15 protein-coding genes are annotated in these 13,747 nt (G+C 53.4%); 5 read left to right on the top strand and 10 right to left on the bottom strand.

The features are described from left to right. Positions 1 to 275: 275 nt before the first annotated feature. The 3 genes from ytkD to A3EQ_RS21555 all read right to left on the bottom strand — a co-directional run bounded on the left by ytkD (position 276) and on the right by A3EQ_RS21555 (position 1,737). Positions 276 to 788 (bottom strand): RNA deprotection pyrophosphohydrolase, encoded by a 513-nt coding sequence (gene ytkD / locus A3EQ_RS0119700; RefSeq protein WP_020156863.1) that lies wholly within the window; start codon positions 786 to 788, stop codon positions 276 to 278. Between the two features lie 117 nt (positions 789 to 905). After that, the gene (locus A3EQ_RS0119695) at positions 906 to 1,241 is read right to left on the bottom strand and encodes a hypothetical protein (RefSeq protein ID WP_020156862.1); all 336 of its coding nucleotides are present in this window, start codon (positions 1,239 to 1,241) and stop codon (positions 906 to 908) included. Position 1,242: 1 nt separating this feature from the next. After that, a complete protein-coding gene (locus A3EQ_RS21555; protein WP_020156861.1) occupies positions 1,243 to 1,737 on the bottom strand; it encodes a Dps family protein in 495 nt (164 codons plus the stop codon). A 203-nt stretch (positions 1,738 to 1,940) separates the two neighbouring features. Between A3EQ_RS21555 and yidD the strand changes: the two genes are divergently transcribed. Further along, the gene (yidD, locus tag A3EQ_RS0119685) at positions 1,941 to 2,186 is read left to right on the top strand and encodes a membrane protein insertion efficiency factor YidD (RefSeq protein ID WP_020156860.1); all 246 of its coding nucleotides are present in this window, start codon (positions 1,941 to 1,943) and stop codon (positions 2,184 to 2,186) included. 150 nt (positions 2,187 to 2,336) lie between these two features. Here yidD and A3EQ_RS0119680 read toward each other — a convergent pair whose 3' ends face one another. The 5 genes from A3EQ_RS0119680 to A3EQ_RS21550 all read right to left on the bottom strand — a co-directional run bounded on the left by A3EQ_RS0119680 (position 2,337) and on the right by A3EQ_RS21550 (position 8,601). Further along, positions 2,337 to 3,845, bottom strand: coding sequence for an o-succinylbenzoate--CoA ligase (locus A3EQ_RS0119680; RefSeq protein WP_040369751.1), 1,509 nt, complete (start codon positions 3,843 to 3,845; stop codon positions 2,337 to 2,339). A gap of 197 nt (positions 3,846 to 4,042) precedes the next feature. Continuing rightward, a complete protein-coding gene (gene menB / locus A3EQ_RS0119675; RefSeq protein ID WP_020156858.1) occupies positions 4,043 to 4,861 on the bottom strand; it encodes a 1,4-dihydroxy-2-naphthoyl-CoA synthase in 819 nt (272 codons plus the stop codon). Further along, the gene (gene menH, locus A3EQ_RS0119670; protein ID WP_020156857.1) at positions 4,843 to 5,682 is read right to left on the bottom strand and encodes a 2-succinyl-6-hydroxy-2,4-cyclohexadiene-1-carboxylate synthase; all 840 of its coding nucleotides are present in this window, start codon (positions 5,680 to 5,682) and stop codon (positions 4,843 to 4,845) included. Before menH ends, menB begins: the two co-directional genes overlap by 19 nt. After that, complete coding sequence (gene menD, locus A3EQ_RS0119665) at positions 5,679 to 7,427, bottom strand: 2-succinyl-5-enolpyruvyl-6-hydroxy-3-cyclohexene-1-carboxylic-acid synthase (protein WP_020156856.1); 1,749 nt, start codon at positions 7,425 to 7,427, stop codon at positions 5,679 to 5,681. The genes menH and menD overlap by 4 nt, the downstream gene beginning before the upstream one ends. After that, complete coding sequence (locus A3EQ_RS21550) at positions 7,414 to 8,601, bottom strand: isochorismate synthase (RefSeq protein WP_169382741.1); 1,188 nt, start codon at positions 8,599 to 8,601, stop codon at positions 7,414 to 7,416. Before A3EQ_RS21550 ends, menD begins: the two co-directional genes overlap by 14 nt. 765 nt (positions 8,602 to 9,366) lie before the next feature. On the opposite strand from A3EQ_RS21550, the gene A3EQ_RS0119655 reads away from it, so the two are divergent. Further along, the gene (locus tag A3EQ_RS0119655; RefSeq protein WP_020156854.1) at positions 9,367 to 9,783 is read left to right on the top strand and encodes an organic hydroperoxide resistance protein; all 417 of its coding nucleotides are present in this window, start codon (positions 9,367 to 9,369) and stop codon (positions 9,781 to 9,783) included. A 316-nt stretch (positions 9,784 to 10,099) separates the two neighbouring features. On the opposite strand, the gene A3EQ_RS22680 is transcribed toward A3EQ_RS0119655, so the two are convergent. Continuing rightward, positions 10,100 to 10,405, bottom strand: coding sequence for a hypothetical protein (locus A3EQ_RS22680; RefSeq protein ID WP_153017581.1), 306 nt, complete (start codon positions 10,403 to 10,405; stop codon positions 10,100 to 10,102). Between the two features lie 29 nt (positions 10,406 to 10,434). Here A3EQ_RS22680 and A3EQ_RS0119645 point away from each other — a divergent pair, with 29 nt between their 5' ends. The 3 genes from A3EQ_RS0119645 to A3EQ_RS0119635 all read left to right on the top strand — a co-directional run bounded on the left by A3EQ_RS0119645 (position 10,435) and on the right by A3EQ_RS0119635 (position 13,267). After that, a complete protein-coding gene (locus A3EQ_RS0119645; RefSeq protein WP_020156851.1) occupies positions 10,435 to 11,370 on the top strand; it encodes a 1,4-dihydroxy-2-naphthoate polyprenyltransferase in 936 nt (311 codons plus the stop codon). A gap of 246 nt (positions 11,371 to 11,616) precedes the next feature. Next, positions 11,617 to 12,633, top strand: coding sequence for a glycosyltransferase (locus A3EQ_RS0119640; RefSeq protein ID WP_020156850.1), 1,017 nt, complete (start codon positions 11,617 to 11,619; stop codon positions 12,631 to 12,633). Between the two features lies 1 nt (position 12,634). Further along, positions 12,635 to 13,267, top strand: coding sequence for a glycerol-3-phosphate acyltransferase (locus tag A3EQ_RS0119635; protein ID WP_026500099.1), 633 nt, complete (start codon positions 12,635 to 12,637; stop codon positions 13,265 to 13,267). 40 nt (positions 13,268 to 13,307) lie between these two features. Here A3EQ_RS0119635 and A3EQ_RS0119630 read toward each other — a convergent pair whose 3' ends face one another. Further along, a complete protein-coding gene (locus A3EQ_RS0119630) occupies positions 13,308 to 13,745 on the bottom strand; it encodes an ISL3 family transposase (RefSeq protein WP_020156848.1) in 438 nt (145 codons plus the stop codon). Positions 13,746 to 13,747: the final 2 nt, after the last annotated feature.

Here is a 13,747-nt window from a genome sequence, read left to right as displayed (position 1 = left end):
GAATAAGGCTGACCTGGCCCGTTTTCCGGCCAAGTCCTAATGTTTGTATAAAATCCGGCTCCCAGTCCAGGAAACTTAGCCTTCCGGTAAGGGAACAGATTTGTGCCCGCTGCCTTTTGCACAAATTCTTGGACTTCATTCGTTTCCCGGCCGCTGGCGTGGAACCGGGAAAATGACCCATCGATCAGGTACGGGCCGGCAGACCGTCCCGTTATCCGCAACACGGGCCGTCTCGCCAAAAAGGAAAGGCTGCCGCATCCCTTCCTGCGGCAGCCTCATCCTTTCCCGTTTTCGCTCCCCTCCGGAGACAAAATGTCCGGCAGCCGGTTTTCCTTCAAATAGCGGATGGATTCGGCCACGACCGAATCCCTCATGAGAAAGCTGAACCGGTCGTTCAACGGTTTCACCAAGGTTTCCTCGTCGACGAGGAGCGGACCGTTCGTTTCATGATAGTGGGGCCTTTGCCGGATTTCCCGGATCGTGGCAAAAAAAATCTTTTTGACAAAGGCTTCCCGCTCGTCAAAAACTTGATATTGCCCGATCGGAACGAGGCGGTCCACCACCCCGCCGGTTTCTTCATACACTTCCCGCACGGCCGCGTCCTTGGCGTCCTCCCCCGCCTCGATCTTTCCGCCGGGGAATTCCCATCCCCGCTTTTTATGGTCGGTCAAGAGCCAGCGATCCCGGTAACGGCAAAGGACAAAGACATGTTTCGGCTCTTGGGGAAAAGGGTTTTCCCCGAAGGCCAGCCGGACGAGTTGGCCGCGCAAATCAAAAAAGGATTTCAACTTCCATGCTCCTTCCCCTTGCTGTCAATCCAACCCCCATTGTAGGAAAGGAAGGACCGGCCGTCAACGGCAAAGTCCGGATACCGAATCCGGCCCTTAAACTCCGACCCGGCCCGCCTATTCTTCGCCGGGCCAGGCACTCTCCTGTCCCAAAATCCCCAGGCTTTCAATATGCTTTTTCGCCGCTTCGTCGCCCAGATGGTGCAGCATGGCGAATATTTTTGACAGCAGCCTGTCATACGCGTCGTTTTCCCGGTCGTAATGATAGGGTACGTACGGCACATGCGCCCGGATGAAGCTGAAACCGTCCTTTTCGAAGGCTAGGTCGAACAGCTTCCGGAGCTGGATGATCTCCTCATCCGTCGCTTCGATTTCGTAATTCCATGCGCTTGACGAGCGGCTTTGGCTGATGGAGCCGCTCGCCAGATCGACATAATAGGTTTTTTTTTCCATATTATCCTCTCTTTTTCAGCCACGCGACAGGTTCAGCCTTTTGCGGGGGCACGGCGTTTTTTCCGGAAAACGCCCGCAGCATCCAAATATTCTTGTCCATTTGAGCGGCGATGGACAAAAGCAGGTCGTTGGTGATATCATCGCCTTCTTGTTCAGCCGCTTTCAGGCATTCCTTCAGTTGTTGGATGACTTTGGCAAAATCGCTGATCGTCTCTTCCACCATCTGCTGTTCGGACAGGTCGCCCTTCGCTTCCTCGACGGTTGCGCGCCGCAAGCATTCCTCCAGCGTGGAAACCGGGGCCTCGTTCAACGTCAGCAGCCGTTCGGCGATCTCGTCGATGTAGCCCGCCAAATCGTTGTAAAACTGCTCAAATTTCTCGTGCAGCACATAAAAATTCGTCCCTTTGACGTACCAATGGAAATGGTGCATCTTCATGTACAATACGGTAAAATTGGCGATGATGTTGTTCATGCCGTCCGCCAAAGCTTTCGACATGTCAACCCCTCCTTCAAATGTTTTTCCATTTTCCGCGCGTCCGTTTCTCTTCCGTTATCATTCCCCTTATTAATAAAATTATAAACCCTTTTCCGCCCCATGTTATAATAAGATGAAGATGTGTGGAAAAATTGTAAAATATTCCTCCCGTCGCCGAGGGATAACCCTGTCAATAAACGGAAAACGGAAAGCAAGGGATGACAATGGGCCAAAAAATCCTGATCGGGCTCATCCGATTTTACCGGAAGTTCGTATCTCCTTTAAAACCCCCCACCTGCCGTTTTCAACCGACCTGTTCCGAGTACGGACTCGAAGCCGTCCGCCGTTTCGGAGCGGTGAAGGGCGGGTATTTGACGGTGAAACGGATTTTAAAATGCCATCCTTTCCATAAGGGCGGCTTCGATCCGGTTCCTTTGGAATGGCCGAAAAAAACGGGGGAAAAGCGGTAATGCGAAAAGACGGGCCCCGTCCCGGGAAGCGGACGGGGTACCCATAAGAAAAATGGCGGGATTCATGGCCCCAAGCCCGGCATCGTGCCGGTTCCCCTGAAGGAAACGGGATTCAGGCTGCCAAACCCAAAAAAAAGGAGCGCCCGCTTTCTAACGGAGCTCCTTTGCCAATTTTTTTAATTCCCTTCGCATCAGCTTGTTGGCCGCGTTTCTCGGAAGCCGGTCCACTTCCTCCCAGCCTTTCGGCACCTTATAGGACGCCAGATGCTTCCTGCAATATTGCTCCAGCTCCTCCCGGCCGACTTCGCAGCCTTTCTTCCGGACATAAAACACGAAGGGGACCTGGCCCCATTTTTCATCGTCGACCCCGACGACGCAAGCCTCCTGAACGGACGGATGGGAAAGCAGGACATTTTCGATTTCTGCCGGGTAAATGTTTTCCCCTCCGGATATGATCAAGTCGGCGCGGCGGTCGACCACATATAAAAACCCTTCCTCATCGACATATCCGAGATCCCCCGTCAAAAACCATCCGCCCGGCAAAAAACTTTTTGCATTGCTTTCCTCCCTCCGGTAATATCCTTTCATGACAACGGGGCCTTTGACGGCGATTTCCCCGATTTGCTTCGGAGCGAGGTCCGTCTCCGGATCGTCGGGTGATACGATCCGCAATTGATTCGGGAACAACGGTTTGCCCGCCGATCCGATTTTTTCCAGGCTGTCTTCCGGGGCCAAAGTCACGATTTGCGAACAAGTTTCCGTCAGGCCGTACGTTTGGTAAACGGGGATTCCTTTCTCCTTGCAGATCTGTAGCAGACGGACCGGCGCCGGCCCTCCCCCCAGCAGGACGCAGCGGAGCCTTTCATGATACGTTCCGTCACCGAGGCCCTCGATCAAAGCGGAAAGCATCTGCGGAACGAGGGAGATGATGGAAATTTTCCCTTCCCTTAAATCCCGGTTGATCCGTTCCGGCTCAAATTTTTCGTATAAAACGACCGGAATCCCGTAAATCAGGCTGCGGATGAAAATGGAAAAACCGCTGATATGGAAAAGCGGAACGGCCAGGGCCCATGCGTCTTCCGGAGCCAGGCCGAGGTTGATGACCGATCCGACGGCGCTCCACCAATGGTTGCCGTAAGTTTGCAAAACCCCTTTCGGAAATCCGGTCGTTCCCGAAGTGTACATGACGGAACAAACATCATCCAAAGCAAATTCTTCTTTGAGCGGGTCCGGTTTTCCTTCCAGGCCGTCCAGCTCCCGCAAATATACGATGTTCAACGCCGACAGCTCCGTCCGGATCGCTTCGCATTTCTCCCGAAACGTTTCATCGGCGACCAGCAGATCCGCCCCGCTGTCCTTCAATTGAAACAGAAGTTCCCCCGCCGTCAAACGGTGATTTAAAAATACGGTAACGGTGCCGCACAATTGCAGGGCCGCAAGCAAATAAAGGGATTCCGGCCGGTTTTTCAGAAGGACGGCCGCTTTTTTCCCGCTGCCGCAACCGAGGCGGAACAGCTTTTCGGCCGTTTTTTTCGCTTCCTGGAACAATTGCCGGAACGTGATCTTTTCATCGTGGAAAATGACGGCGGTCCGGTCCGGCGTCAAAAAGGCCCGTTTGGCTATCCAGTTGGGGATCTTCTCGTTCCACCGTTCATCCATCATCGGATCCTTCCTATCCTGTGCTGATTTTTGACCTTCGCAAAGTTTCCGCCGAGAAGACGCGACGGCGCGGCGGCACCCGGCGCCCGGCGCATCCCCCGGCGGCCATAAAGGAAAAACAGCCGTGACGGATTCACGCAGCTGTTTTTCCAAAATTGGCTTTTCTTTTCCTTGCCAAACCGGCTTCCAGCCGGACATCACGGAAAACGGGGGAACTTGCTGAAGTCGGGTTTCCGTTTTTCCTTAAAGGCGTCCCTGCCTTCCTTCGCCTCATCGGTCGTATAGAACAGCAAGGTCGCGTCCCCGGCCAATTGCTGAAGGCCGGCGAGGCCGTCCGAATCCGCGTTGAAAGCGGCCTTCAAGAAGCGGATCGCCGTCGGGCTTTTTTCCAAAATTTCTTCCGCCCATTTCACCGTTTCCTCTTCCAGCTGATCCAGGGGGACGACCTTGTTGACAAGCCCCATTTCGTAAGCTTCCTGGGCGGTATATTGCCGGCACAAATACCACATTTCCCTCGCCCGTTTGTGGCCGATGATTCTCGCCAAATATCCGGCGCCGTATCCGCCGTCGAAGCTTCCCACTTTCGGACCGGATTGTCCGAAGATGGCATTGTCGGCGGCGATGGTCAAATCACAAACGACATGCAGCACATGTCCTCCGCCGATGGCGTAGCCGGCGACCATGGCGATAACCGGTTTCGGTATGACGCGGATGAGCCGCTGTAAATCCAGGACGTTCAAGCGGGGAATATGGTCTTCCCCGACGTACCCGCCGTGGCCGCGCACCTTCTGGTCCCCGCCGGCGCAGAAGGCCTCCTTGCCTTCCCCGGTCAAAATGATCACGCCGATGCTCGAATCATCCCGCGCATGGCTGAAGGCGTCAATCATCTCGGCGACCGTTTTCGGACGGAAGGCGTTGCGCACTTCCGGACGGTTGATCGTTATTTTGGCGATCCCGTTGTAGGTTTCGTATTTTATATCCTCATAATCTTTCACCTTCACCCATTCTCTCGGCAAAGCGGTTCACCCTCACTTTCCTTGATGAATTTCATAACAATTTTACCAAAAAAACTCGGATTTTCCACATGGGCCGCATGGCCCGCCCCGGGGACGGCGACCAATTTGGCCTTCTTGATCGCTTTTTCCATCTCCCGGCCAATCCGAAGAAATTTCCCGTCCCTTTCCCCGGCGAGGAGCAGAACCGGGATATCGAGCCTGGGCAAATCCTCCCAAAAGGAAGGCTGCACCCCCGTCCCCATGCCGCGGAGGCTGTAAGCCAGCCCGTAAGGGTCGTTGGCCAGCCGCTTCCGCCACAGCCTTTCATAAACCGGTTCCGGCAATTCCTTCTGGGTCCGGAAAAGGGGGAGCTCCCGCCAATAATCGACGAAATCCGCCAGCCCATTTTTCAGGATCCGTTCGGCCAAAAGCTCGTCGGATTTTTTTCTTGCCTCCCTTTCTTCTTCCGTTTTCAATCCGGGAGAGGCGCCTTCCAAAATCAACGAACGGATCCGTCCCGGCCGGAGAATCGCGTAGGCGAGGGCGGTCCTTCCCCCCATCGAATAGCCCAACACATGGACCCGGCGGACGTCCAGTTTGCCGAGCAGTTCGTCGATGTCCCTGACGACGGATTCCATCCTGTACCGGCTGACATCCTTCGGCTTTCCCGTCTCCCCGTGTCCGGGAAGATCTACGGCAATGACGCGGAAATGTTCGCCCCAGAGCGGAAAAAAGGGCGCCCAATCGTTTTTGTCCCCTGTAAAACCGTGCAAAAGCAGCAACGGTTCCCCTTCTCCGGTTTGCATAAAGGAATAGGGCATGCCGTTGATCGTCAAAATCATCGCCCATCCTCCCGCGGAAGTCCGGCGATTTCCCGGGAAACCTTTGCCCACAGCCCTTTGCGGATCGCCGCGTTCCTCTTCCGGCCGGTGCGGACTTCGACGATCTTCAATCCGTCCATGTCCCTTACCTTCGCCATCGTCCCGCAAAATTCCTCCCACGTTTCGGGGCAGGCGTAATAAGCGCCGTATAGTCGCGCCGCATGCTTAAAATCGAGATCCGTCGGCGTCCCGAACAGCGCTTCGAAATGCTTCGGCCGCTCCGCCTGGGGAAGGAGGGAAAAGATGCCGCCGCCGTTATTGTTGATCAAGACAACCGTAAGATTTAAGCCGTACAGCTTTGCCGCCAGCAGGCCGTTCAAGTCATGATAAAAGCTTAAATCGCCGATCAACAGATAGGTATGCGGATGGAACAGGCTCGCCCCCATGGCGGAAGATACGACGCCGTCGATGCCGCTGGCCCCCCGGTTGCCGTAGACCCGGACCGGCTTTTGGCAGGCAAAGAAAAACGAATCCATGTCGCGGATGGGCATGCTGTTGCCGACATAAAGGGCGGCATGATCCGGAAGGAATTCCGGCAAATGGTAAAAGATCTTCCCTTCCGCTATCCCTTCTTCGCCGCCGATTTCGGCCATGATTTTTTTTGCCCTGGCGTTCATGCTTTTCCAGGTCCCTTCCCATTCGCCCGCGGTGCGGAAGGGAGCCGGATGTTTCAGCATTTCCTCGCAAAAGACCGATTCGTCGCAATAAATCCATTCGCTTCCGCCGTACGCCGGATCGCGAAAACCCCGCCCGGAGTCGACGACCCATTGGGGGACTTCCCCGTGTTCCTGGAGGTAAAAATGAAGCGCTTTGGAAACGGGCATCGCGCCGAAGCGGATGATCAGTTCCGGCTTTAACGACCGGCGCACATCCGGATTCCGCAAAAAGGCATCGTAGCTATCGACCAACGGGGAATGTTCGGGCGCCCGGCTTCTCAGCTGGGACAACGGATCGGCGAGGACCGGATAATGCAAGGCTTCGGCCAGACGGAGAAGGGATCGGAAAAACCGGTCATCGGCCATTTCCATCGGACCGCAGATGAACAGCCCCTTTTCCGGCAAACGGGAAGACAAGGCGGCAAACTCCCTTTCGTCCAAGGTCATCACCGGATCGCGAAAGACGACCCGCGGGGCCGCCGGCATTTCCCCGGAAAAGAAATCCTCCTCCGGCAGAAGCGGTTCCCGCAGGGGAAAATTGATATGGACCGGGCCGGCGGGATTTTGCTTGGCCGTATGAACGGCCCGGGCGGAAACGGTCCGGACGAATTTGAGCATCGTGCCGGAAACTTCCGCCAGCGGCAAATCTTGAAACCATTTGACGAAATTCCCGTACAAACGGACTTGATCGATCGTCTGCGGCGCCCCGACATCCCGCAATTCATGGGGGCGGTCCGCCGTGATGACCACGAGCGGCACCCGGGACAGGCAGGCTTCAATGACGGCGGGAAAATAATTGGCCGCCGCCGTCCCCGACGTGCACAAAATCGCCACCGGTTCCTTCCCCGCTTTCGCGGCGCCCATGGCGAAAAAAGCCGCCGAACGCTCGTCCACGAGAACGTAACAGTCCAAGTCCGGATGTTCCATGGCGAGCAAGGCCAAAGGCGTCGACCGGGACCCCGGGCTGATGACGATTTTTTTTACCCCCGATTTGGCCAATTCATCGATAAATGCCCCCGCATATTTGGTTAATGCCTCATTCCCGCTCATCGAACATCCCTCCGTCATCCCAAGTCTTTCCGCAAAGGGCCCGCAACATCGGACGGAATTTTACCCTCGTTTCCGCAAACTCTTTTTCCGCTTCGGAGTCTTTCACGATCCCGCAGCCGGCAAACAAGCGGGCCTCATTGCCCCGGATGAGGGCGGACCGGATCCCCACGGCAAACTCTCCGTCCATCCGGTGATCGACCCATCCGATCGGCGCGCCGTACAATCCCCGTTCAAACAATTCCAACCGGCCGATCAATTCCAGCGCCACATCCCGGGGGGTCCCTCCCAAAGCGGGGGTCGGATGGAGGGAACGGAGAACGTCGAAGAAGGCGCCGTCCTCCCGCAATATGCCGGCAACCGGGGTATATAAATGTTTAATATCCGGATTGTTTAAAATCACCGGTTGTTCGGGGACGCGAAGATCCCGGCAATACCGGGCCATGGCCCCGGTGATCATCTCCACGACGAACCGGTGCTCCTGCAAATTTTTCTCATCGCTTAACAATTCCCGGCCGATCCGTTCGTCTTCCTGCGGGTCTTTCCCCCGCGGCGCCGAACCGGCCACACATTCGGAAAAGATCCGTTCCCCGTCTTTTCTGGCGAGCCTCTCCGGGGACGCCCCGATGAAAGCTTCCCCGCCGTTTTCCAACAAAAACAGATAATTGGCGGTTTGGCTCCGGAATAGATTCGCCAGCACCATGCCCGCGTCGATCCCGCCTTCGCAGGCAACCTTCATTTCCCGGGCCAAAACGACTTTTTCCCCATAGCCTTCCTTTAAAAGGGATATGGCCTTCCCGACATGTTCCTTCCACCGCTCCGGCTGAAGTTCCGTGCCCTTTGCCGGGTAAGCGCCGGCGCCAAAACCGCTTTCATCGGGGAACATTTCGGCCAAGCCGGATCCTTCCGCTTCCTCCGAAAACCGATTCACCCATTCCGGGACGGCTTCCTCCTCCCCGCCGTTAACCGTCAAATAGGTTTCCCCGTCCGCCTTCGTCAACAAATAACGGGGCAAATAAAAAAAGCCGTCCAGAAAATTCCCCCATAACGCCCCATCTTTTAACGGCCGGAAAGAAAAGCCGCCGAACAACAAAGGTCCCGTTCCGCGGACCGGTCCATAGGGATTATTAATGATTAGTTTTTCACATATATCTTCCCAATAACGTTTCAGTTCCAAAAAGCGGTCCTTTTTTTCCCGAAAACGGATGATTTTCGCAGCGCCAAAACCGGCCATAAAAAAATCCGAATCCTTTTCCTTCCAAAAGAAATTCCGGCCGGGGAAAAATCTTCGGTTTTCAAGGAAAAATTTTAAGGGATCGATATTTTTCACCTTAACAACCTTGCTTATAAGAACATTTTCGGATGAAGGAAAATCGGCCCCTCTTTCTGCAGCAAATGGCCCATTCATGTCCGGTTGCACCTCTTTTTGTTTCGATCAAACAACCGTTCGTCCCTTTCCCTCTGAAAGGCTTCCGCAAAACGAAGGGGACGAAAAAACGGTCAAAAGATTCCGATGGTCTAAAAAGTTTCAACACTAATATTCATTATATCACGGAAAAATTTTTCCCCCAATGATCTTGTCCGCCGCGCCCGAGGTTTTGAAGCGTTTGAAAAAACCGGGTCGCCGAGAGCCGAGCCGTGTAAAGATCGGTTCCGGCCCCGCTGACGCTCGAAGAAAACTTTCCGTGAAAGCGGATTCCTCCCTTAGTCGGACCCTCCGCGTTCGAAGAAATTGCGTTTTTATCCCCCAGTTAACCATTCTGATGGGTGAACTGGTTCGTCGTGCGGAGAAGACCGCGTTTTATATCCCCCCAAACGGCGCCGGTTGAAAGGCGGAAACGGTCCGGGAAGCGCACCGCGGATTGGAACCGGATCATTGGCAAATTGGCAGCAAAACGATTAAAATTTTAAAAAAATACATTTTTTAAAGGGGATGAGGAAAATGACGGTTTATTTTACGGCATCCGCTACCGCAAAGGGCGGAAGGGAAGGAAGGGTTAAATCCAGCGACGGCGTTCTCGATTTGAAATTGGCCATGCCGAAGCCGGATCAACAACCGGCCGCGACCAATCCCGAACAGCTTTTTGCCGCCGGATATTCCGCCTGCTTCGACGGAGCCCTGAATTTCATCGCGCAAAAAAAGGGGATGAACATCGATTCCACGGTGACGGCCAACGTCAGCCTCCTAAAAGATGAGAAAGACAACGGGTATAAAATCGGCGTTGTCCTGGAAGTGGAAATCCGGGGCGTCACCCAGGAACAGGCGGAAGAATTGGCGCACGCCGCCCATGAATTCTGCCCCTATTCCAAAGCGACCCGCGGCAATATCGACGTCGAAATCGTCGCAAAAGCGGTCTGAGCAAAGGCGGGTACCGGATTTTTCGCCAATTGGGCCCGGATCCGGGCAAACCGCTTTACCGAAGCGCTGCGGCTGGATCACCCGCCGCGGTCCCGTTGATCTTGCGGCCGTCCGAGATCCGGTTCTGCCCGATGGAAAACCGAAGCGGAACCGAAAAAAAACGGGTTCCCGCCGGACAATCAGCAGCCGCGTCATAGGCGATCAAAGCCGGAACCGGGTGGCGTTTCCCCGGGTGAGTCTGCCGATGGCCTCACGCATCCATAAAAACCGGGACAAATCCATCTTTATTGCCGACGGCAGAAATCGGAACGGAAGGTCAAGCGCGGCCTTCCTTTTTTATCAAAACCGACGGATCGTCCGGTACCCTTTCATCTCCAGCCCATCCCCGATCCGTCTTTATGATCGATGGGAATCCAGAACGGGCTTTGTTATTCCCGGCAAAACTTTGTGATTGATGAAAATCACGGGTAACCCCGAGGGAAAGGGATTCCTTTCCTTTTTTCCTCTGCTCTGGTTCGGCCGGCTTTTTTCCGGGATATGGAATCTTATTTCTGATATCATTGATTTGACAGCTGCTGATTTTTTTACATAAACTGAATTTGATATTATTTCTGTATTCCATTTTAATATCTTTATAGAGGGGAGAGTGTTATGCAGCCTGACCCGAAGACAAAGCCGCTGGAAACCCTTGACAGGAGGAAAGGATGGCGGGTCTGGTGGCAGTTGACGCGGCCGCACACGTTAACCGCTTCCTTTGTCCCCGTCACCGTCGGGACGGTTCTGGCCGCTGAATATACCCGGATTCATTTCGGTTTATTTTTCGCCATGCTCATCGCCTGTTTATTGATCCAAACCGCCACCAACATGTTCAACGAATACTTCGATTTCAAAAGGGGGCTGGACAACGAGCATTCCGTCGGCATCGGCGGCGCGATCGTCCGGGAAGGCGTCGAACCGAAAACCGTGTACCGGCTCGCCTTTATTTTGGTGGGCGTTTCCCTCCTGCTCGGGGCCTATATTTGCATGAAATCCAGCTGGTGGATCGCCGTCATCGGTTCCCTTTCCATTGCGGTCGGCTATTTGTATACCGGAGGGCCTTATCCCATCGCCTACACCCCCCTTGGGGAATTGTTCTCCGGATTTTTCATGGGGGTTGTCATCATCTTGATTTCCGTTTTCATCCAAACAGGGGAGATTCAAACGGCCCAAACCCTCGTTTCCGTTCCCGTCGCCATTCTGATCGGGGCCATCAATTTGGCCAATAATATCCGGGACATGGACGGCGACAAAAAGAGCGGCCGGAAAACCCTCGCCATTTTGCTCGGGAGAAAACGGGCCATCGGCCTTTTGGCGGCCATGTTTGCCGTTTCCTATCTATGGCTGTTTCTGTTGATCGCGACGGAAGGGATGACGCCCTGGATTTTATTGGCTCTATTAAGCCTTCCGACCGCGTACAAAGCCGTCAGAAACTTTATCGGCAAAACCGCTCCGAAAGAAATGCTGCCGGCCATGAAGGCAACCGCCAAAACCAACACCCAATTCGGGATGCTCATGGCGATCGGGATCATCCTTTCCTATCTGTGGTAAATAGACAACATCCCTTTTCTTCTTGGAATGGGAGGCATCGTGGAAAAAAGAGGGATTGCATCATCCGTAGGCATATCCTTCTTTTTTTCGCTTTTTTCGGCTTCTTGGCGGCAGACACCTTAAATAAGAACGCATATTCTTGCATTTTCCGGAAAAGGTCGTGAAAAAATGAAGTGGATACCCTTAGCGGTGATCGGTATCGGTATTCTTTCCGGTGTTCTCCTTTTCCGGAGAACGGCCATCCCAATGGATCGCACGCATTCCGGTCAGGATGAAAAAATCTCCGTCATCATCCCGGCCAGAAACGAAGCGAAGAATCTTCCCGACCTTTTGGAATCATTGAAGAAACAAACCCTTTTGCCCGACGAAATCATTGTCGTCAACGACCACTCGGAGGACAACACGAAGGAAATCGCCGAAAAATTCCAGGTGGATTTGATCAATCTCAGCGATCTGCCGAAGGGCTGGACGGGGAAAAACTGGGCCGTTTGGAACGGCTATCTCCATTCCACCGGGGATATCCTCGTCTTTTTGGATGCGGACATCCGCCTCAAACCGGAAGCATTGCAGGCGTTAATCGCGGAAAGAAAACGGACGGGGGGCGTGATCTCCGTCGTTCCCTACCACATCACGAAAAGGTTTTATGAACGGTTTGCGATGATTGTTAATATCCTGGGGGTCTTCGCGTTCACCTCTCCCTTTGAAAGGCATAACAGAAATAAAGGGCTTTACGGGGCTTGCATCGTGGCCGCCCGCCGCGACTATGAAAGGATCGGCGGACATGCGAGCGTCCGGTCGGAAATGCTGGATGATCTGAATTTGGGCGCAAGATTCCAACGGGCGGGCATCCCGGTGGCCAATTATATCGGAAAGGGTCTTGTCAGTTTCCGGATGTATCCCGGCGGAATCAAAAGCGAGCTGGAGGGGTTCGCAAAGGGGGCGGTCTTAAGCACTTCCTTGCTGCGGGCGCCGACTTTGGTGTTTAGCGGTTTGTGGCTGGCCGGCGTCATCCTGTCCGAACTCTTTCCATTTTTCCTGCACACGCCTTACTTTTTTCCGTTTTTCTTGGGATATTTGGCCAATGTTCTGTTTATCCTGTATATAAACAAATTTGTCGGCCAATTCGGACTCATTCATCCGATTTTTCATTTTCTTTCCGTCATCTTTTTTCTCGTCGTCTTGATGTATTCCATGTACCAGGCGGTTTTTCGCAAGTCCGTCGTTTGGAAGGGCAGGTATGTCGATGTGGGAAGGAGAAAATAAAATGATCCTCCTGTTAACCATCCTTTGCTTTTTAAGCGGTTCGCTCATGTTTTCCTATTGGCTGGGTCTTTTGAAAAAGAAAAACATTACCGAGGTCGGCGACGGGAATCCCGGCGCGGCCAATTTATGGAAGGCGGCCGGTTACAAATACGGGCTGACGGGAATTTTCCTCGATTTTATGAAAGGTTATATCCCGATTGTCCTGATTAAAGAATGGGAGATGGCACAAAATTACCAATTCATCCCCATTGCCCTCGCCCCGATTTACGGGCATGCTTTTTCGCCGTTTATGAAAGGAAGGGGAGGAAAAAGCATAGCGGTCAGTTTCGGCGTCTGGAGCGGCTTGACCGAATTTCGCGCATCCTTCATGTATGCGGTTATTTTGGCCGTGCTGGCCGTGATCACAAAATGGATGAAAAAGGGGAATCCGGTAACCAGCGAGGAAGACGGTTTCCAGACCACCCTGGGAATGCTGTTCTTGTACATTTATTTCTATCATCAAACATATCCGGCATACATCCAGTGGATTTGGCTGGGGAATTTCCTCCTCCTCTTTCATAAAAACAAAAGAGGAATCATTCTCATCATTAAGAACAAACGGATGAAAAAAGAGGAAAAACATTATACGGTATAAAAGGGTCCTTTGTCAAATGTTGGGGTGGGGGCCTGCGGCCTTACCCCACATGGACCCCGATTCTTTTATACTTGTATGTAAGCAGGATCCTGGCCCTTGCCCGCTCGAAGTTCCTGAATCCATACGCATTTCGCTTCATCACTTTCGTGTGGTTATTGATCCCTTCCAAAAAGCCATTCGTGTAGCCAAAAATAAAACTGTTCAGGATTTCCATTTCCCAATTCCTCAAAGTCCGAACACAGCGTTGAAACGCTTCAATCCCTGACTCTTCGACACGTTGATAAAATTGATGCAATTCTTCCTTGGTTTGAAGGATGCCTTCCGCCCCATTNTCTTTGGCCAGCTCCAGCCAACGGCAAAAGGCCTCTTTCNGTTCATAGGCTTTCTTCAGCGTCTCCGACTTCTGGAGGTATCGGTTTAAATACCAGCGTTCCTTTGCGCTTAGTTCCTCCTTCTTTTTGTAAAAGATCCGCCTCATCC

Source organism: Caldibacillus debilis DSM 16016, assembly GCF_000383875.1.
GTDB classification, from domain to species: domain Bacteria; phylum Bacillota; class Bacilli; order Bacillales; family Caldibacillaceae; genus Caldibacillus; species Caldibacillus debilis.
Note: the sequence above shows the minus strand (reverse complement) of the source record. Positions and strands in the feature narration are given on the sequence as shown.

What these genes read in the sequence shown, in the direction of transcription:
- A3EQ_RS0119695 (WP_020156862.1), bottom strand. Translation starts at nt 1,241, where the DNA reads ATGGAAAAAAAAACCTATTATGTCGATCTGGCGAGCGGCTCCATCAGC.
- A3EQ_RS21555 (WP_020156861.1), bottom strand. Translation starts at nt 1,737, where the DNA reads ATGTCGAAAGCTTTGGCGGACGGCATGAACAACATCATCGCCAATTTT.
- yidD (WP_020156860.1), top strand. Translation starts at nt 1,941, where the DNA reads ATGGGCCAAAAAATCCTGATCGGGCTCATCCGATTTTACCGGAAGTTC.
- A3EQ_RS0119680 (WP_040369751.1), bottom strand. Translation starts at nt 3,845, where the DNA reads ATGGATGAACGGTGGAACGAGAAGATCCCCAACTGGATAGCCAAACGG.
- menH (WP_020156857.1), bottom strand. Translation starts at nt 5,682, where the DNA reads ATGATTTTGACGATCAACGGCATGCCCTATTCCTTTATGCAAACCGGA.
- menD (WP_020156856.1), bottom strand. Translation starts at nt 7,427, where the DNA reads ATGAGCGGGAATGAGGCATTAACCAAATATGCGGGGGCATTTATCGAT.
- A3EQ_RS0119655 (WP_020156854.1), top strand. Translation starts at nt 9,367, where the DNA reads ATGACGGTTTATTTTACGGCATCCGCTACCGCAAAGGGCGGAAGGGAA.
- A3EQ_RS22680 (WP_153017581.1), bottom strand. Translation starts at nt 10,405, where the DNA reads ATGGAATACAGAAATAATATCAAATTCAGTTTATGTAAAAAAATCAGC.
- A3EQ_RS0119645 (WP_020156851.1), top strand. Translation starts at nt 10,435, where the DNA reads ATGCAGCCTGACCCGAAGACAAAGCCGCTGGAAACCCTTGACAGGAGG.
- A3EQ_RS0119640 (WP_020156850.1), top strand. Translation starts at nt 11,617, where the DNA reads ATGGATCGCACGCATTCCGGTCAGGATGAAAAAATCTCCGTCATCATC.
- A3EQ_RS0119635 (WP_026500099.1), top strand. Translation starts at nt 12,635, where the DNA reads ATGATCCTCCTGTTAACCATCCTTTGCTTTTTAAGCGGTTCGCTCATG.